17 protein-coding genes are annotated in these 18,662 nt (G+C 60.6%); 3 read left to right on the forward strand and 14 right to left on the reverse strand.

The genetic code is table 11. From position 1 onward, the window contains the following. Positions 1–12: 12 nt before the first annotated feature. The 4 genes from H621_RS0106875 to H621_RS0106890 form a co-directional block, all read right to left on the reverse strand. Positions 13–1,404, reverse strand: a complete 1,392-nt coding sequence (locus H621_RS0106875; protein WP_028942667.1) for a M16 family metallopeptidase — start codon at positions 1,402–1,404, stop codon at positions 13–15. 37 nt (positions 1,405–1,441) lie between these two features. Continuing rightward, positions 1,442–3,100: a Na/Pi cotransporter family protein gene (locus H621_RS0106880; protein WP_028942668.1), complete on the reverse strand. Its 1,659-nt coding sequence runs from the start codon at positions 3,098–3,100 to the stop codon at positions 1,442–1,444. A 217-nt stretch (positions 3,101–3,317) separates the two neighbouring features. Then, complete coding sequence (locus H621_RS0106885) at positions 3,318–4,091, reverse strand: TerC family protein (RefSeq protein WP_028942669.1); 774 nt, start codon at positions 4,089–4,091, stop codon at positions 3,318–3,320. A 73-nt stretch (positions 4,092–4,164) separates the two neighbouring features. Continuing rightward, positions 4,165–5,472 carry a CitMHS family transporter gene (locus H621_RS0106890; RefSeq protein WP_028942670.1) on the reverse strand — a complete coding sequence of 436 codons (1,308 nt, stop codon included), beginning with the start codon at positions 5,470–5,472 and terminating at the stop codon, positions 4,165–4,167. A gap of 305 nt (positions 5,473–5,777) precedes the next feature. Here H621_RS0106890 and H621_RS26965 point away from each other — a divergent pair, with 305 nt between their 5' ends. Next, the gene (locus H621_RS26965; protein ID WP_036989540.1) at positions 5,778–6,179 is read left to right on the forward strand and encodes a GFA family protein; all 402 of its coding nucleotides are present in this window, start codon (positions 5,778–5,780) and stop codon (positions 6,177–6,179) included. 3 nt (positions 6,180–6,182) lie between these two features. Here H621_RS26965 and H621_RS0106900 read toward each other — a convergent pair whose 3' ends face one another. From H621_RS0106900 to H621_RS0106945, 10 genes are all read right to left on the reverse strand, one after another. Then, a complete protein-coding gene (locus H621_RS0106900) occupies positions 6,183–8,141 on the reverse strand; it encodes a DUF7844 domain-containing protein (RefSeq protein ID WP_028942671.1) in 1,959 nt (652 codons plus the stop codon). Further along, complete coding sequence (locus H621_RS0106905) at positions 8,138–8,458, reverse strand: DUF2388 domain-containing protein (RefSeq protein WP_028942672.1); 321 nt, start codon at positions 8,456–8,458, stop codon at positions 8,138–8,140. Before H621_RS0106905 ends, H621_RS0106900 begins: the two co-directional genes overlap by 4 nt. Positions 8,459–8,484: 26 nt before the next feature. Beyond that, positions 8,485–8,778, reverse strand: coding sequence for a DUF2388 domain-containing protein (locus H621_RS0106910; RefSeq protein WP_028942673.1), 294 nt, complete (start codon positions 8,776–8,778; stop codon positions 8,485–8,487). A gap of 120 nt (positions 8,779–8,898) precedes the next feature. Continuing rightward, positions 8,899–9,216, reverse strand: coding sequence for a DUF2388 domain-containing protein (locus H621_RS0106915; protein WP_028942674.1), 318 nt, complete (start codon positions 9,214–9,216; stop codon positions 8,899–8,901). A gap of 296 nt (positions 9,217–9,512) precedes the next feature. Continuing rightward, positions 9,513–9,728, reverse strand: a complete 216-nt coding sequence (locus H621_RS0106920) for a DUF1127 domain-containing protein (RefSeq protein ID WP_028942675.1) — start codon at positions 9,726–9,728, stop codon at positions 9,513–9,515. Between the two features lie 319 nt (positions 9,729–10,047). Continuing rightward, positions 10,048–11,541 (reverse strand): succinyl-CoA:acetate CoA-transferase ScpC, encoded by a 1,494-nt coding sequence (scpC, locus tag H621_RS0106925; RefSeq protein ID WP_028942676.1) that lies wholly within the window; start codon positions 11,539–11,541, stop codon positions 10,048–10,050. 177 nt (positions 11,542–11,718) lie between these two features. Continuing rightward, positions 11,719–13,155, reverse strand: a complete 1,437-nt coding sequence (locus H621_RS0106930) for an NAD(P)(+) transhydrogenase (Re/Si-specific) subunit beta (protein WP_028942677.1) — start codon at positions 13,153–13,155, stop codon at positions 11,719–11,721. Positions 13,156–13,157: 2 nt separating this feature from the next. Continuing rightward, entirely contained in the window at positions 13,158–13,475 is a 318-nt protein-coding gene (locus H621_RS0106935; RefSeq protein WP_028942678.1) for an NAD(P) transhydrogenase subunit alpha part 2, read from the reverse strand. Between the two features lie 11 nt (positions 13,476–13,486). Continuing rightward, positions 13,487–14,608, reverse strand: a complete 1,122-nt coding sequence (locus H621_RS0106940; RefSeq protein ID WP_028942679.1) for a Re/Si-specific NAD(P)(+) transhydrogenase subunit alpha — start codon at positions 14,606–14,608, stop codon at positions 13,487–13,489. A gap of 406 nt (positions 14,609–15,014) precedes the next feature. Then, on the reverse strand, positions 15,015–15,941 hold the full coding sequence (locus H621_RS0106945) for a LysR family transcriptional regulator (RefSeq protein WP_028942680.1): 927 nt from the start codon (positions 15,939–15,941) through the stop codon (positions 15,015–15,017). 160 nt (positions 15,942–16,101) lie between these two features. Between H621_RS0106945 and H621_RS0106950 the strand changes: the two genes are divergently transcribed. Then, complete coding sequence (locus H621_RS0106950) at positions 16,102–17,283, forward strand: acyl-CoA dehydrogenase (protein WP_028942681.1); 1,182 nt, start codon at positions 16,102–16,104, stop codon at positions 17,281–17,283. Between the two features lie 14 nt (positions 17,284–17,297). Further along, positions 17,298–18,518, forward strand: a complete 1,221-nt coding sequence (locus tag H621_RS0106955; protein ID WP_028942682.1) for a CaiB/BaiF CoA transferase family protein — start codon at positions 17,298–17,300, stop codon at positions 18,516–18,518. The last annotated feature ends 144 nt before the right edge of the window (positions 18,519–18,662 follow it).

Below are 18,662 nucleotides of genomic sequence, written 5' to 3' on the forward strand. Positions count from 1 at the left end.
GATTTTAACCCATTACCTGTAGGAACGGCGGTGCATGCGGTGTCTTATCCACAGCAGGATGCCTGCCAGGATCAGCCCCAGGCCCAACGCAATCAGGCCATACAATTCGTTGTAGCTGATCAACGGTCGTTCGATACGCACATACCCAGGCTTGACCAGCAATTGTTTCAAGGCCAGGTTGGCATCCTCCAGGCTGACCCGGCGCAGGGTTCGCGCCGGATCAGAGAAGCGGCCGTCGAGGTAATCGTTCAGCGCACCCCAGTAGTAGTCCGCCAGGGCCGAGTTGCCCTGGGTAGTCCAGGCCTCACGGTCGATCGCCGCTTGCTTGATCCGGGCGAAAGTGGCCGGGTCCAGGCCGTTCTTGCGTAACCGGTCGAGCATGTCGCCCAGCGCTTGCTCGGCTTCCTTGAGGTCGGCACGGTCCACGTCGGCATTGAGGCTCATCACCCCGGTGTCGCCAAAGGTTTCCCGTTGGGTATAAGGCCCGTAGGACACACCGTGCTTGAGCCGCAGCTCTTCATACAGCGCCCAGTCCAGGTACCGCTGCAGCAGGTCGAAGGTCTGCCCGTGGTCGTTGTCCAGTACCGGCTCCAGGAACAGCCAATGCAACTTTGCGCTGTCGCCGAGCCAGCCCCGGTCCAGTTCGCGGCGGGCGTCGGCTTTTTGTGTAACACCATCCAGTGCCCGGCGCTCGCCCGGCTCGGCGGGCGTGAGCTCGCCATAGGAGCGTTCCAGGTAGGCCGGCAGCAGCCGGTCAAGGCCGCCGACCACGATCAGGCTCATGTTGTTGGCGGCGTACCAGTGTTGCCGCAGGTCATTGACCTGTTCGAGTGTCATTTCGTCGATCGCCGAACGCTCGGCGCATTTGAGCCCCAACTCCACTGCCAGTTGGTCGCTGGAGCGGTGGCCGATGTCCTGGCGATCGAGCCAGCGTTGCAGGTGGGTGTAGTGTCCGCCGTCCTCGCGCTCCACGATTCGCTTTGACAGTGCCAGGTCGTCTTCATCGATCTCGGTGTCCTTGATCACCGCCAGCAACAGGTCCAGAACCTTGCGCTGGTTGCGGGCGGGGGCCTCGATCACGAACGTGGTATCGGCACTGCTGGTATAGGCATTCCATTCTCCGCCCAACGCCTGCATGCGCTTTTCCAGGCCGCCTTCGCCGCCTTCGTCGATGCCACTGAACAATAAATGTTCGAGAAGGTGCGGAAGCTCTTGCTGCGCGCAAGGAAAGTCGTCGAAGCCGACGCCGACCACCAGTCGGATCGACACATGGTTGCGCTCATAGCCCGACTTGAGCAGTACCTGCAGGCCGTTGGGCAGCAGATAGCCCTCGACCTGCGAGCGGTCGAGGGCAAAGCCAGGCAGGGTGCCTAACAGCAGGCACAGGAACAACAGGCAACGCATGGCGAGCTTCCTTGCGGGAGTTCTTGAGGGGGATCGATCAAGGTGAATGGGCATCATCCGGCACGCTGTCGAGCAGCAGGCCGCCGGTATCGGAACCACCCAATACCACATAGGCACTGCTGCAGAACAAGGAGTTCAATCGTTTCATATCGGCAATCAGCTCCAGGTGCAAGGCACTGGTCTCGATACTTTGCACCACTTTACGTTGCAATCGGCTGACATGGGCGTGGGCTAGGCGCCGCTCCTGGGCACGGAAGCGACGCTTTTCCCGCAGCAACTGGCGGGCACTTTCCGGGTCGGCGCTCAGGAACACCGACAGCCCCAGGCGCAGGTTGGCAAGCAACTGGCCGTGCAGCCCGGCCAGTTCTTCCAGGCCAACGTCGGAAAACTCCCGGCGTTGAGAGGTCTTCTGCTGCTGCACCTTGCGCAGCATGCGCTCGATCAGGTCGCTGGCCAGCTTGAGGTTGATCGCAAGTTCGATGATTTCCGCCCAGCGCTTGCTGTCCTGGTCGCTGAGGTCTTCGCGGGGCATTTGTGCCAGGTACAGCTTGATGGCGTTGTTCAGGGCCTCGACATCCTCACTCAGGCTGCGAACCTGCTGGGTCATCGCGGTCTGAGTACCGCGCAGCACGCCCTGCATGGCTTCGAGCATGTTGTCGATCAGGTCGCCCATGCGCAGGGTTTCGCGCACCGCGTTGGCCAGGGCCAGGCTGGGTGTGCCAAGGGCTGCAGGGTCCAGGTGGCGTGGGCGGGCGCGGCCATTGGTTTCCGACCGCTCCGGCAGCAGCCAGCTGCACAGGCGGGCCATCGGGGTGACGGTCGGCAGCATGATCAGGCAGCGCAAGCTGTTGTAGAGCAGGTGAAAGCCGATCACCAACTCCTGGGCGCTGAAGGTCAGGGTGTCCATCCACTTCACCAGTGGGTCGAGCACCGGAATGATGAGAATCAGGCCGATCAGTTTGTACAGCAGGCTGCCCAGGGCTACCTGGCGCCCGGCGGCGTTCTGCATGCTGGTGGTGAGAAAGGCCAGCAGGCCGCTGCCAATATTGGCACCGATGACCAGGCCGATGGCCACCGGCAGGCTGATCAGCTCGGCGCCTGCCAGGGTGGCGGTCAGCAGTACGGCGGCCAGGCTGGAATAGGAAATCAGGGCAAACAGGGCGCCGACCAGGGCGTCGAGCAGAATGTCGCCGGTCAGCGAGGCGAACAGCACCTTCACGCCTTGGGCCTGGGTAATCGGCGCCGCGGCTTCGACAATCAGTTGCAAGGCCAGGATGATCAGGCCCAGGCCGATACCGACGCGACCCAGTTGCCCGGCGCGGGTCTGCTTGCGCGACAGGAAGAAGATCACCCCGAGGAAGATCAGCAAGGGCGACAGCCAGGACAGGTCGAAGGTCAGTACCCGTGCCATCAGGGCGGTACCGACGTCGGCGCCGAGCATGATCGCCAGCGCCGGCGTCAGGGACATCAGGCCCTGGCCCACGAAGGAGGTCACCAGCATTGCCGTGGCGTTGCTGCTCTGCACCATGGCGGTCACCAGGATGCCGGCGACGAATGCCAGCGGTCGCTTGGACATGTTCTGGCTCAACACCCGCCGCAGGTTTGATCCGTACACCCGCAGGATGCCGGTACGCACGATATGGGTGCCCCAGATCAGCAACGCCACGGCGGAAAGCAGATTGAGCAGGGTCAGCATTGAACAGGCCCCCTGTTGAAGCGCCCCAGCGGGGCAAATGGATGGTGCCGTGAGCCTGGCCTGATCGCAGGCGGTTTTTCCCAGTGCTCACTTAAGCTGTAGTCGGCTAGCGGCCGTGGCGCCAGCATCGCATAGCCGACAGGGGCTTTGAAACAGAGCCGTCATGAAGACGGATGAAAAAAGGGCCCCGAAGGGCCCTTTTTATTGACGCTCTGGGTTACTGACCCGGAATGTCCTTGCGAAGTTTCACCGGCTCGCCCTGCTCCTGGTTCTTCTTGCGTGCCATGGCGGTGCGCATCTTGATGTTGATGGCTTCGACCGCCAGCGAGAAGGCCATGGCGAAGTAGACGTAGCCCTTCGGAACATGCACTTCAAACGCTTCGGCGATCAGTACGGTACCGACCACGATCAGGAACGACAGGGCCAGCATCTTCAGCGACGGGTGCTTGTCGATGAAGTTACTGATGGCGCCGGCGCAGAGCATCATGACCAGCACGGCCACGACAATCGCAGCAATCATCACCGGGACGTGAGAGACCATGCCGACGGCGGTGATCACCGAGTCCAGGGAGAACACGATGTCGATGATGGCGATCTGGATGATGGTGTAGAGGAACTTGCCGCCTTTGCCAGTCGGCTCTTCGTGGGTTTCGTCCTCGCCTTCCAGGCCGTGGTAGATCTCCTGGGAGCTTTTCCACAGCAGGAACAGGCCACCGAAGAACAGGATCAGGTCGCGACCGGAAATACCCTGGTCGAACACCACGAACAGGTCGGCCGTCAGGCGCATGACCCAGGTGATCGACAGCAGCAGGAGGATACGGGTAACCATGGCCAGGGCCAGGCCGAAAATCCGGGTGCGCTGCTGCATGTGCTTCGGCATGCGGCTGACCAGGATCGAGATCATGATGATGTTGTCGATGCCGAGAACGATCTCGAGGGCCGTCAGTGTAAAAAAGGCAACCCAGATCTCTGGGCTGGTCAGCCATTCCATGTGTATTCCTTCGTGCGGTATTTGCAGGGCGCCCGGGCAAGGAGCGCCACTGCGATTGGTCGAATCTGTAGATTTATAGGCTGCTGAACACTGGGAAAATTCCCATGAGCAGCGCGGCGAACATTATGCACAGGCAGACCAGCACTGCCCACTTCAGGGTGAAGCGCTGGTGATCGCCGAAGTCGATGCCAGCCAGGGCCACCAACAGATAGGTAGAGGGTACCAGTGGGCTGAGGAGGTGCACGGGCTGGCCGACGATCGACGCGCGGGCCATCTCCACCGGCGAGATTCCGTAGTGGCTGGCTGCCTCTGAGAGCACTGGCAGAACACCGTAGTAGAAGGCGTCGTTGGACATGAAGAAAGTGAACGGCATGCTGACGATGGCGGTGATCACGGCCAGGTACGGGCCCAGGGCGTCTGGAATCACGGCCAGCAAGCTCTTGGACATTGCTTCGACCATGCCGGTACCGGAAAGAATGCCAGTGAAGATACCGGCGGCGAAAATCAGGCCGACCACGGCCAGCACGCTGCCGGAGTGCGCCGCCACGCGGTCCTTCTGCATTTGCAGGCACGGGTAGTTGACGATCATGGCGATACTGAAGGCGACCATGAACAGCACCGGCAGCGGCAACAGGCCTGCGACCAGGGCAACCATCAAGGCAGCGGTCAGGGCGCCGTTGAACCAGATCATTTTCGGCCGACGGGCGTCGGGGAACTGCGACACGCTGATTTCACTGTGGTCGATTTCGTCACCTGGCAGGTGCAGTTCACCCAGGCGGGCGCGCTCACGCTTGCCATACATGTAGGCGATGGCAAGGATCGCCACGACACCGGCGAGCATCGCCGGAATCATCGGTACGAAGATGTCCGAAGGGTCGACATGCAGGGCGCTGGCCGCGCGGGCGGTCGGGCCGCCCCAAGGGGTCATGTTCATCACCCCGCCCGCGAGAATGATCAGGCCTGCCATGATCCGGGGGCTCATGCCAAGGCGGCTGTACAACGGCAGCATGGCCGCCACACAAATCATGTAGGTGGTGGCGCCGTCGCCGTCCAACGACACGACCAGGGCCAGCACCGCGGTGCCTACCGAGACTTTCAGCGGGTCACCCTTGACCATCTTGAGGATCTTGCGCACCGCAGGATCGAACAGGCCGGAGTCGATCATCAGACCGAAATACAGGATGGCGAACATCAACATGACCCCGGTTGGGGCCAGTTTGGTGATGCCTTGCAGCATCATCGGGCCGATATCGCCCGAGAATCCGCCGAACAGAGCGAACAGGATCGGTACCAGGATCAGGGCAATCAAGGCCGACAGGCGCTTGGTCATGATCAGGTACATGAAGGTGATGACCATGGCAAAGCCGAGGAAGGTCAGCATGGGAGTACTCCAGGCATATCGCGTCGAAAAAAGAAACGGGTCGGGCGGATCAGCGCGCGAGGCGCGGCGCATGGAGTAGCGAAGGGAGTGCAGCGGGGAGGCGGTTGAAAGCGGACATCAGAATCACCATTGTTGTTGTTAATTGGGCCAGGCGGCTGAGAAAAAAATCAGATGCTCTGACTGACCGGTCTGTGCCGGAAGTAGGATTCATCCTAAATCGACAAGCTTTCAGCCAGCTTTCGCTGGCCCAATGGCGACGAGAGGTGCATTGTTTGCTATCGGCCAATGGCCGGGAGGAGGATGCGATGAGCGAAACGTACGAAGGTGGCTGCCACTGCGGCGCCCTGCGTTATCAGATCAGAGGGCCGTTGACCGACGTTGCCCATTGCCATTGCTCGGTTTGCCGACAGGTCAGCGGTGGTTTGCTGATCACCTGGGTGACCCGCCCCTGCACTGACTTCCAATGGCTCAGCGGTACGCCACAACGCTACGACTCCTCACCCAGCTGTGTGAGGTATTTCTGTAGTCGCTGTGGGGCTCATGTGGCACTGACCACTGATTTGAGCCCTGAGACTATCGATATTACGGTCACTACCCTGGATAACCCGATGCTGGCCCAACCCAAGCGGCATATCTGGACCGACAACCGCCTGCCCTGGCTGCACCTGGATGAGCACCTGCCAGGGGAACCGCACGAAACCCTTTAGCCGTCAGGGGAGCTGCAGGCCACCCGCGGCCTTGTGCAGGGCGCGCAGGTGCTCGCCCACCTGTTTGATGTTGGCCTCTACGGCGGCGATTTCGGCGGCGCGTGCTGGGCCCAGCAGCGCACGCACTTCTTTATCCAGGTCGGCGCTTAGGGTTTGCAGTTGCTGTTGCCGTTGGCTGGACTCGCTGATCAATAGCGCCCGCTCACTTTCCTGCGGCAATCCATAGCCCTTGCTGCCAAGCAGCTCGGCCGGACGACTGAGAAAACCGCTGTTGGCCAGAATCTGCTGCAGGGTGCCGTTGGCTTTGGCAACGTTTGCATCGTTCTGCTCCCTGCCGGTCAGGTAGCGCTGCTTGACCTCGTCCTGTGCCAGTAGCAGTTGTCGACGCAGGCTGGCCTGTTCCAGCAGGAGCAAGGCGGCGCTGGTGCGCAGGTCAGCCTGCTTGAACCACTGCTGGCGCTGCGTGGCAGATTGCTCCAGCCACGCCTCGACACTGTCCTGGGGGATCGGTAATTGCTGCTTGAGGACCAGGAACATGGCCTGGTAGCGGTCGCGATAGGAGTCGAAGCGGTACCCCAGGCGCAACGCCTCCCGGGGGTCATCGAGAACGCTGACATCGGCCAGGCCGCGCCCTTCCAGCACCTCCAGCAAGCCGTTGGGCATGATGCTGTCCAGGTCGTTCAGGCGCGGGTTGGCGGTGCCGCTGCGTAGCAGTTTGAGGGTTTCTACCGCGCAGTTGTTGGACAGGAAGTAGTAGTTGCCATCGTAGCTCCAGTGCATCTCCGCCGCCTGGCGAACCAGGCTTTCAAGCTCGCTGCGATCCAGCTTGAGCGGAATCGACGCCAGGCTGCGCAACTCAGTCTTGGTGTACTCATCGATGACCTGGGCCAGCGGAAGGACAAACAGGCGCGAGGGGTAGGCGCCGGTGAGGCCGTCCCAGCTCGACAGCTGCACATCATTGACGAACGCCCGGTATGACAGCACCAGGTGCTGGTCCAGATCGAGGCGGCAGTCAGGCCCACGCGGACGCCCCGGGGCGCAGATCACCAGACGCAGCATGCTGTGGCCCCAGCGGCTGACCCAATTCTGATTGGCTTCAGCCAGCAGGTAGTCCACGGCATAGACGCGTTCGGGATCGATTTCACCCAGCGGTGCCTTGGCAAAGTCGTTGCCAGCATTGAGAAACGGCAGTGCCTGCGTGCAGGCCGGATGGTCCGGTGCCCAGTCGAAGTGGTCCTTGAGATAAGTCTGCAGGGCGGGCCGGCGGCAGGCAAAGCTTGGGTCAAGGAGGAAGTACTCCATGTTGACCGCTATGAACTCCTTCGGACTGCTCAACTCGTAGCTGTCCGGGCTGCGCGCCACCTGGCGATTATGTTGCTCGCGCTCCCCTCGCCTGCCTACATATTGCTGCCAGCCGGCCAGGTCAAGCAGGCGCGGATCATCACTGAGAGTGAAGCGTCGGTCGGTTTGTCCGCGGCATTGTTCGGGCAGGCCTACCTTGCCCTGGCTGCTCATATGGCGAGTACACTGGGTGATCAGGCGCCGGTCAGCGCCCTGCCAGAGCCGTGCACGGTCATAGATGTGGGTCAGTTCGTGCAGGACGGTGGCCAGCAGCTCTTTGCGAACAGTGCCATGGGGGCGTCCGGTCTTCTGGCTGGCAGCGCTGCCGTCAGTGAGGCTCGGCAGCAGCTTTTGGTTCAATTCGAGCGTCGAGACAAGCGATGCCTGGCCGTAGGCATCCTCCGGCATCTTCGCGCTCCAGCTGACCTGGATGCGTCGATCCAGGCGCGTCTTGAAGCGGGGCGGCAGCGCCTGCATCGCTTCATCAAGCAACGCCTGGCTGGCCTGTTGCTGTGCAGGCGTCAGGCCGTCGCTTTTGAGCTGCAGTTGCAGGTCCGCCAACGCAGGCGCGCCCAGCAGTGTCAGCAGGCCGCCCAGCAGCCCGGCGCGCAGGTTTTTCACAGGGCAAGAATGGCTTCGGCCAGGTCCTGGTCACTGGCGTGGCGTGCTTCAGGCACACGCTGGCGCAGGGTGTCGAAGGCGGCTTCGAGCTGGGCACCACGGATGTTGCCGTTGCTGGCGACATAGCTGGCGGCATCGTCACGGGCTTCGCGCACCACTTTGGAATCGCGGATCGAGGTGGTGGTGTCGGAAGTGAAGTCGATCGAACGACCGAAAGCGCGCACGATGATGTTGCTGGTGGCCACCAGGGTTTGCGCCTGGGCGATGTCGGCCAGCAACAAAAGGCCAAGGGTGGCGGCAATCAGCGGGTTACGCATGGAGCATCTCCGGAAGAACAGGGTAATCATTGGACGAGAATTGCCTGCGCCAGTTCAAGGTCGTCGACATGAAGTTCAGGGTTGGTCTGGCGCAGGCGGTCGAGCGCCGCCTGCAAGCGGGCGCCTCGTAGCTGGCCGTCGCTGGCGACAAACGCCGCTGCAGCATCCTGGGCATCGAATAGCAGTTTGCGATCGAAGGGTGCCGAGGTCACCTTGCTGGTGACGTAACCACTGACGACAAGGTTATTGGTGGTGAGGTCCAGTGCCTGGGCAGAACCGCCCCAGCACAGCACAAGCAACAGCAATGACAGATAACGCATGAGTCTCGGTGGGCTAGTGAGTCAGCCGGCAAGGCTATCCCAATGCGCTGGCGAGAACCAGCGCAGGGTGCCCGGCTTCGTTGCATGTTGTTACATGCCCGAAGCCGGAGTCAGGCGACCTCAGATCGCCAGAATGGCCTGGGCCAATTGCGCGTCGCTCGCTTGCAGGGTCGGTGCCTGCTGACGGATGTGGGCGAAAGCGCTCTCGAGCTTCACGCCGCGAATTTCGCCGTGACTGGCAACGAAGCTGGCAGCGTCGTCACGGGCGGCACGCACGATCTTGTCGTCACGGAACGAGGAGGACACATCGGAAGTGGCGTCGGTGGAAGCAGCTACGCCGCGAACGATGGTGTCGGTTGTCACGACGAAGCTGGTGGCGTTGGCGGTGGAAGCCAGGGCCAGCAGCAGTGCGGCGCCAACAAAGCGTGAACGGTACATGGTCGATCTCCTGAAAAATACGGGTACTTGTGTCAGACGCACGCTCAGCTTGTTGAGCTACTTATTGATACCAAGCTGGGTGCATTAAGCGTATCACGCGATCAGCGTCCGTGAATTGGACAGGATACCAGCAAGAATTATCAACTGTACCTGTTAAAAATAACTCTTTGAAAACTGTATCTATCATTGCTGTAGCCGCTCTATTCCGCGGCTTCAGAACGACAAAACCCGTCAGCAGTCACCTGCGACGGGTTTTGTGGAATTCGAGGTGCCGGCCTTGGCCAGCGAGCCCTGCATCAACGCCAGAACGGCTTGCTCAGCTCTTCGTAGCGTTGTGCTTCGCTGATGCCGGCGTCGGCCAGCAGGCGAGAGTCCAGGCGGGCCAGCTGGTGGCGGCTGGCGATGCGGCGTTGCCACAGCATCAGGTTAGCCAGAACGCGCAGTGGCAGCGCAGCCTTGGATTGTTTGGCGGTGTTTTCGAAAACCAGGCCGGAACTGAGGGTACGTTCCATGATGTCATCCTTCCGCTTGTGGCGGCATTAGGTAGTGATTTAACTGATGCCAATGATCCTCCTCTGTCGTCCATAACAGTAGATACAGTTCACCTGCATTGTGATGGGCCAGTTAACTGTTTAAGGGCACTGTTGCACTCGAAATAGGCGTAACTGTACCGGTCAGCACTTAAATGGTGCATTTATGTGCAGGAGAAGAAGGATGTAGCGGAAAACCGGGGTAAAAACACCGGTACAGTAGAACAGTTTTTGAAAATCAATCGGTAGCAACTGTTCAGCCGGTGAGCATTGCGCATCACCGGCTGTATTACAGTACGACTCAGCTGGCGAGCATGCGCCCGGTTTCTTCCAGGTTTTCGTGCCATGCCAGGGCTTCACGCAGGATGTGCGGGGTATGACCGCCGCGCTCGCACGCGCGGGTGAAGTAGTCATTCAGCGCATCGCGATAGTCCGGGTGCACACAGTTGTCGATGATCACCCGTGCGCGCTCACGGGGCGCCAGGCCACGCAGGTCGGCAAGGCCCTGCTCGGTGACGAGGATGTCCACGTCGTGTTCGGTGTGGTCAACGTGGCTGACCATTGGCACAACGCTCGAGATCGCACCGCCCTTGGCGATGGACTTGGTGACGAAGATCGCCAGGTGCGCGTTGCGGGCGAAGTCGCCGGAGCCGCCAATGCCGTTCATCATCCGCGTGCCGCAGACGTGGGTGGAGTTGACGTTGCCGTACAGGTCGAACTCAAGGGCGGTGTTGATGCCGATGATGCCAAGGCGGCGGACCACTTCAGGGTGGTTGGAGATTTCTTGAGGGCGCAGGACCAGTTTGTCCTTGTAGCGCTCCAGGTTGCCGAATACGTCAGCGTTGCGGCGGGTCGACAGAGTAATGGAACTGCCCGAGGCAAAGCTCAGCTTGCCGGCGTCGATCAGGTCGAAGGTCGAGTCCTGCAGTACTTCGGAGTACATGGTCAGGTCTTCGAACGGCGAGTCGATCAGGCCGCACATCACTGCGTTGGCGATGCTGCCGATGCCGGCCTGCAGCGGGCCGAGCTTGTTGGTCATGCGCCCTGCTTCCACTTCCTTCTTGAGGAAGTTGATCAGGTGGTTGGCGATGCCTTGGGTTTCGTCATCCGGCGGCAATACGGTGGACGGCGAGTCCGGCTGCTCGGTGATGACGATACCGACAATCTTGGCCGGGTCGATCGGAATTGCGGTGCTGCCGATACGGTCATCGACTTTTACCAGCGGGATCGGCGTACGGGTCGGACGGTAGGTCGGGATATAGATGTCGTGCAGGCCTTCGAGGTTGGCGTTGTGCGCCATGTTGATCTCGACGATGACCTGTTTGGCGAAAATCGCGAAGCTGGCCGAGTTGCCCACCGAGGTAGTCGGTACGATGTGGCCCTGCTCGGTGATGGCGATCGCTTCGATGACCGCGATGTCCGGCAGTTTCAGCTGTTGGTTGCGCAGCTGTTCCACGGTTTCCGACAGGTGCTGGTCGATGAACATGACCTTGCCATCGTTGATGGCCTTGCGCAGGGTGCTGTCGACCTGGAATGGCATGCGACGGGCCAGAACACCGGCCTCAGTCAGTTGTTTGTCCAGGTCGTTGCCCAGGCTCGCGCCGGTCATCAGGCTGATTTGCAGCGGCGACTGTTTGGCGCGTTCGGCCAATGCATGGGGTACAGCCTTGGCTTCGCCGGCGCGGGTAAAACCGCTCATGCCGACGGTCATGCCGTCCTCGATCAGGCCGGCGGCATCAGCCGCACTCATTACCTTGCTGTGCAGGGAGGACAAGCGGATACGATCACGGTACATGGATTGTTATCTCGGGCTACTAAAGCTAGATGCGCAGTCTAGTGTTTTAGCAACGCGCCGTCCCGCGACCAAGGTCGAATGCTAAGCCCTGAACTAGAGCCTTCTGTCGGCTGGCAGGGCATGAAAAAGCCCCAGCCGGTACCGCGCTGGGGCTATTTGTCACAGCCTGGAAAAGGCTTAATCGACAGCCTTGACCATGTCTTCGATGACCTTCTTGGCGTCACCGAATACCATCATGGTCTTGTCCAGGTAGAACAGCTCGTTATCAAGCCCTGCATAGCCGCTGGCCATGGAGCGCTTGTTGACGATGATGGTCTTGGCCTTGAAGGCTTCGAGGATCGGCATGCCGGCGATCGGCGATTTCGGATCGTTCTTGGCCGCCGGGTTGACCACGTCGTTGGCACCGAGCACCAGCACCACGTCGGCCTGGCCGAACTCGGAGTTGATGTCTTCCATCTCGAACACCTGGTCGTACGGCACTTCGGCTTCCGCCAGCAGTACGTTCATGTGACCCGGCATACGGCCTGCCACGGGGTGGATCGCATACTTCACGTTCACACCATTGTGTGTCAGCTTCTCGGTCAGTTCCTTGAGCGCGTGCTGGGCGCGGGCCACCGCCAGGCCGTAGCCCGGGACGATGATCACGGTATCGGCGTTGCTCAGCAGGAAGGTTGCATCATCAGCCGAACCGGACTTCACCGGACGAGCTTCCTGGGCACCTGCTGGCCCCGCGGCGTCTGTTGCAGCGCCGAAACCGCCGAGGATCACGTTGAAGAACGAGCGGTTCATCGCCTTGCACATGATGTACGAGAGGATGGCACCAGACGAACCCACCAGGGAGCCGGCAATGATCAGCATCGAGTTGTTCAGCGAGAAGCCGATACCGGCCGCCGCCCAGCCCGAGTAGCTGTTGAGCATCGACACTACCACCGGCATGTCGGCGCCACCGATTGGGATGATGATCAGCACGCCCATGATGAACGCTAGGATCAGCATCAGGGCAAAGGCGCTGTAGCTACCGGTGAAGGTGAAGATCAGGCCAAGGCCGATGGTGGTCAGGCCCAGGATCAGGTTCAGCTTGTGCTGGCCGCTGAACTGTACCGGTGCGCCCTGGAACAGGCGGAACTTGTACTTGCCAGACAGCTTGCCGAAGGCGATGACCGAGCCCGAGAAGGTGATCGCACCGATGGCGGCACCCAGGAACAGTTCCAGGCGGTTACCGGTCGGGATCGGGTCGCTAATGCTGGAAACGATACCCAGCGACTGCGGCTCGACCACGGCGGCAATGGCAATGAACACTGCCGCCAGGCCGATCATGCTGTGCATGAAGGCCACCAGCTCAGGCATCTTGGTCATTTCAACGCGCTTGGCCATGATCGAGCCGGCTGTGCCGCCGACCAGCAGGCCGACAATGACATAGCCGATGCCATCAGTGGCCAGCTCTGCACCCAGCTTGTAAATCAGGCCGATGGTGGTGATGACCGCCAGGGCCATGCCGAGCATGCCGAACAGGTTGCCGCGCCGCGACGTGGTCGGGTGCGACAGGCCCTTGAGCGCCTGGATGAAGCACACCGAGGCGACGAGGTAGAGAAGTGTTACCAGGTTCATGCTCATGTTTACTGCTTCCCCTCAGCCTTTGCGGCTTTCTTCTTGAACATCTCCAGCATGCGCCGGGTGACTAGAAAACCACCGAATACGTTGACCGCTGCCAGGGCCACCGCGAGGGTACCCATGGTCTTGCCCAGCGGAGTCACGGTCAGGGCGGCGGCCAGCATGGCGCCGACAATGACGATGGCGGAAATGGCGTTGGTAACCGCCATCAGGGGGGTATGCAGTGCAGGTGTGACGTTCCACACCACGTGGTAACCGATATAGATCGCCAGCACGAAAATGATCAGGTTATAGACGCCGTGAGAGATCAGCATGTCTTCCATTGTCTGGCTCCTTATCCGTTCTTGCGGATGATCTGGCCGTCGCGGCACATCAGGCACGCGGCGACGATATCGTCTTCGAGGTTGATCACAAGCGCGCCGTCCTTGTCGAACAGCAGCTTCATGAAGTCGAGCAGGTTGCGGGCGTACAGCGCCGATGCATCCGCCCCGACCTGCGCGGGCAGGTTGGTCGGGCCGACGATGGTCACGCCGTTCTCCACCACCACTTGATCAGCCACGGTCAGCGGGCAGTTGCCGCCCTGGGCTGCAGCAAGGTCGATGACCACAGAGCCCGGTTTCATTTGCGCAACGGTGTCGGCGCTCAACAGCGTCGGCGCCTTGCGGCCTGGAATCAGCGCGGTGGTGATGACAATGTCAGCCTGCTTGGCGCGCTCATGCACCGCCTGGGCCTGACGCTGCATCCAGCTGGCCGGCATCGGGCGGGCGTAACCACCGACGCCTTCGGCACATTCGCGTTCTTCATCGGTTTCGTAGGGCACGTCGATGAACTTGGCGCCCAGCGACTCGATCTGCTCTTTTACCGCCGGACGCACGTCGGAGGCTTCGATCACCGCACCCAGGCGCTTGGCCGTGGCAATGGCCTGCAGCCCCGCAACGCCCGCACCCAGAATCAGTACGCGAGCGGCTTTGACGGTACCAGCGGCAGTCATCAGCATCGGCATGAAGCGTGGATAGTAGTGAGCGGCCAGCAGCACCGACTTGTAGCCGGCAATGTTGGCCTGCGAAGACAGCACGTCGAGGCTCTGCGCCCGTGAGGTGCGCGGCGCCGCTTCGAGGGCGAAAGCGGTGACGCCGCGTTCGGCCATCTTGGCAATGGTTTCGTTGTTGAACGGATTGAGCATCCCCACCAGGACGGTGCCGCTGTTGATCTGGGCCAATTCGCTGTCGTTGGGTGCTACGACCTTCAACACCAGCTGTGCACCAAACGCATCGGCAGCGCTGCCAATAGTGGCGCCTGCTGCTTCATAGGCACTGTCCGGAACGCTGGCGTTGATGCCGGCGCCGCTCTGGACGGTGACCTGATGCCCCTGACCAATCAGTTTCTTGATGGTTTCCGGGGTTGCAGCAACCCGTGTTTCGCCCGTCTGCGTTTCGAGTGGAACACCAATGTGCACGTCAAATCTCCTGCGTGATCTTTTGTTGGTAAACCAGCGCACTGCGGATGGTGCGTCTGGGGCGGCCGATCAGCACGATCCCGCCGAATTCAGGCGGGGCGCGGCATTTTGCAGGCGATTACGGAATCGCTTCAACCAGTTTTGAAGGGTGACGGTAATCAAACTACAAGTCACCCTGTGACCGAATGTCGCAAGAATAGGCCTGGAGCCCGCCAAGTACGGGCTTCAGGGAGATTACGGTAAATTTTGAAAAAATTCCGCCGAATTCTCTGAATGCCCAGTTCAAAACGCGATTTATGCTGTGAAGGCCGCATAAACAGCAGGGTTAAGGGCTATTGGATGGGGGCAATAACAGTTGTGTGAATTGCGACATTTCCGTACATCTGTAGGGTTAAGTGTTTATTGACTACGGGGTCAGGTTGTTGCTTTGATCCTTATGGGCTGCGGCGTAGCGGCCGGCTTCGGCAACTAGCCAGTCGCGAAAGGCACGCAGCGAAGCAGATTCCACCTTGCGCTCCGGGATCATCAAGTAATACGCCTTGATGCTCGACAATGCATGCCGGTTGGCGATAGCCAGGCGCCCTTCAGCCAATTCGCGCTGGATCAGGAACGGTGGAATCAGCGCAACTCCCATCTCATGCATGGCCGCCTGTGCAAGCATCGAGAATAGCTCATAGCGCGGGCCGGTCATGTCCCGTGGGACGTTCATGTCGAGGCTGTTGAACCATTGGCGCCAGGCGTAAGGCCGAGTGGTCTGTTGCAGCAAAGGCAGTTGTGCGAGCTGTACGGGCTCAAGTTCCCCTGCGCCGCCCAGCAGCGCCGGGCTGCAAACCGGTACCGGGTTCTCGCCCATGAGCCGATGGGACTGCGTTCCCGACCAATCGGCATCGCCGAAATAGATGGCGGCATCGAAGTTGGTGTCGGCAAACAAGAACGGCCGAGTGCGGTTGGTCAGGTTGACGGTGACCTCGGGGTGGCGCAGCTGGAAGTCCTTGAGCCTGGGCAACAGCCATTGGGTGCCGAAGGTCGGTACCACGGCCAGCTCGATTACATTGGCGCCCTGCTGGCCCATCACCGACAAGGTATCGCGCTCTACAGCGTCAAGTTGTGCAGCTACGCGGCGGCTATAGGAAAGGCCCGCCTCTGTGAGCTTTACCCCGCGACGTGAGCGGCGGAATAGCTGGACATTGAGAAACTCCTCCAACCCGGCGATTTGCCGACATACGGCCCCCTGAGTCAGGGCCAGCTCCTGGGAAGCCTTGGTAAAGCTCTCGTGCCGGGCTGCGGCCTCGAAGCACACCAAGGCGGTGGTGCTGGGGATCTTGCGTCGCATGTACGTCAACCTCACTAATAAGGCACACAGAGTGGCTTTGTTCGCATTACGGAGTGAGAAATTATCACAAGACCTTGCGCATTCCTCGTTTGTCTCGTCGGCTGATCGGGCCTAGGATCAATGCACAACAACTCTGGTCCCATCTTTCGAGGATTCGCCCATGGCCGGTAAAGCAAGCTTCAACTGGATCGATCCGCTGTTGCTGGATCAACAGCTCACTGAAGAAGAGCGCATGGTGCGTGACAGCGCTTATCAGTTCGCCCAGGACAAGCTGGCCCCGCGCGTGCTGGAGGCCTTCCGTCATGAGCAGACCGACCCGGCGATCTTCCGTGAGATGGGCGAAGTCGGTTTGCTCGGTGCAACTATCCCGGAGCAATACGGCGGCAGCGGCCTGAACTACGTGTGCTACGGCCTGATCGCCCGGGAAGTGGAGCGTATCGACTCTGGCTACCGCTCGATGATGAGTGTGCAGTCCTCACTGGTGATGGTGCCGATCAATGAATTCGGTAACGAAGCGACCAAGCAAAAGTACCTGCCCAAGTTGGCCAGCGGTGAGTGGATTGGCTGCTTCGGTCTGACCGAGCCTGACCATGGTTCCGATCCGGGCTCGATGATTACCCGTGCCAAGAAGGTCGAAGGCGGCTATCGCCTGACCGGCAACAAGATGTGGATCACCAACAGCCCTATCGCTGATGTGTTCGTGGTCTGGGCCAAGGACGATGCCGGCGATATCCGCGGTTTTGTATTGGAAAAGGGCTGGGAAGGTCTGAGCGCCCCGGCGATTCACGGCAAGGTCGGCCTGCGTGCCTCGATCACTGGTGAAATCGTCATGGACAACGTCTTTGTGCCGGAAGAGAACATTTTCCCGGAAGTGCGTGGCCTCAAGGGTCCGTTCACGTGCCTGAACTCGGCTCGCTATGGCATCTCCTGGGGGGCGCTGGGTGCTGCCGAAGCCTGCTGGCATACCGCTCGCCAGTACACCCTGGATCGCAAGCAGTTCGGCCGCCCGCTGGCCGCCAATCAGCTGATCCAGAAGAAGCTGGCCGACATGCAAACCGAGATCACTCTCGCTCTGCAAGGCTGCCTGCGCTTGGGTCGTATGAAGGATGAAGGCACTGCTGCGGTCGAGATCACTTCGATCATGAAGCGCAACTCCTGTGGCAAGGCGTTGGATATCGCTCGCCTGGCGCGTGACATGCTCGGCGGCAATGGCATTTCCGACGAGTTCGGCGTGGCTCGTCACCTGGTCAACCTGGAAGTGGTCAATACCTACGAAGGTACCCACGACGTGCATGCGCTGATTTTGGGTCGTGCGCAAACCGGCATCCAGGCCTTCTATTAATAAGGAGCCAGCCCATGGGCGCGCTATCTCATCTGCGGGTGCTGGATCTGTCACGCGTGCTGGCCGGGCCGTGGTCCGGGCAGATTCTTGCCGACCTTGGGGCCGAAGTGATCAAGGTCGAGCGCCCGGGGACCGGCGATGATACGCGCGCCTGGGGCCCTCCCTTCCTCAAGGACGCCTATGGCGAGAACACCAGCGAGGCGGCCTATTACCTCTCGGCCAACCGCAACAAGCGGTCGGTGACCATCGATTTCACTCAGCCTGAAGGCCAGCGCCTGGTGCGCGAGCTGGCGGCCAAGTCGGATGTGGTCATCGAGAACTTCAAAGTGGGCGGCCTGGCCGCCTACGGGCTGGACTATGAAAGCCTGAAGACAATTAACCCGCAGCTTATCTATTGTTCGATTACGGGCTTCGGCCAGACCGGACCGTATGCCAAGCGTGCAGGCTATGACTTCATGATCCAGGGGCTGGGTGGGCTGATGAGCCTTACTGGTCGCCCTGAGGGTGATGAGGGCGCCGGGCCGGTCAAGGTGGGGGTAGCGTTGACTGACATCCTCACGGGGTTGTACTCGACCGTAGCCATTCTGGCTGCCCTTGCCCATCGTGACCATGATGGAGGCGGCCAGCATATCGATATGGCGTTGCTCGATGTGCAGGTGGCGTGCCTGGCCAATCAGGCGATGAACTACCTGACTACCGGCAACCCGCCAAAGCGGCTGGGCAATGCTCATCCCAATATAGTGCCTTACCAGGACTTCCCTACTGCCGACGGTGATTTCATCCTCACTGTGGGTAACGATGGCCAGTTCCGCAAGTTCGCTGAAGTGGCCGGGCAGCCGCAATGGGCGGATGACCCGCGCTTTGCTACTAATAAGCTGCGCGTAGCCAATCGGGCCGAATTGATTCCACTGATCCGTCAGGCAACGGTGTTCAAGACCACGGCCGAATGGGTTGCTCAGCTGGAAAAGGCTGGTGTGCCCTGTGGGCCGATCAATGACCTGGCGCAGATGTTTGCCGATCCCCAGGTCAAGGCGCGGGGATTGGCAATTGAGATTCCGCATCCCCTGGCCGGGGTTGTGCCGCAGGTGGCAAGCCCCATCCGCTTGTCCGCGACACCAGTGGAGTATCGCAATGCGCCACCGCTGCTGGGCGAGCATACGGAACAGGTCCTGGGCGAAGTGCTGGGGATGGCCGCGGCGGAGATCGGGCGGTTGCGTGGTGCAGGGGTGTTGTAGCGTTTTCCTTCTATATAAGGAAGCGGTGCGTCAGGGGCTTAATTGTCATAAGTTTGAAATAAAGCCTTGACGCCCCTGTGGATCTGTCTATAATTCGCCCCACTTCCGGCGTAGTCGGAACCGAAAACTCCTTGAGTTTCAAAG

The sequence above is a fragment of the Pseudomonas vranovensis DSM 16006 genome, assembly GCF_000425805.1.
Lineage (GTDB): Bacteria > Pseudomonadota > Gammaproteobacteria > Pseudomonadales > Pseudomonadaceae > Aquipseudomonas > Aquipseudomonas vranovensis.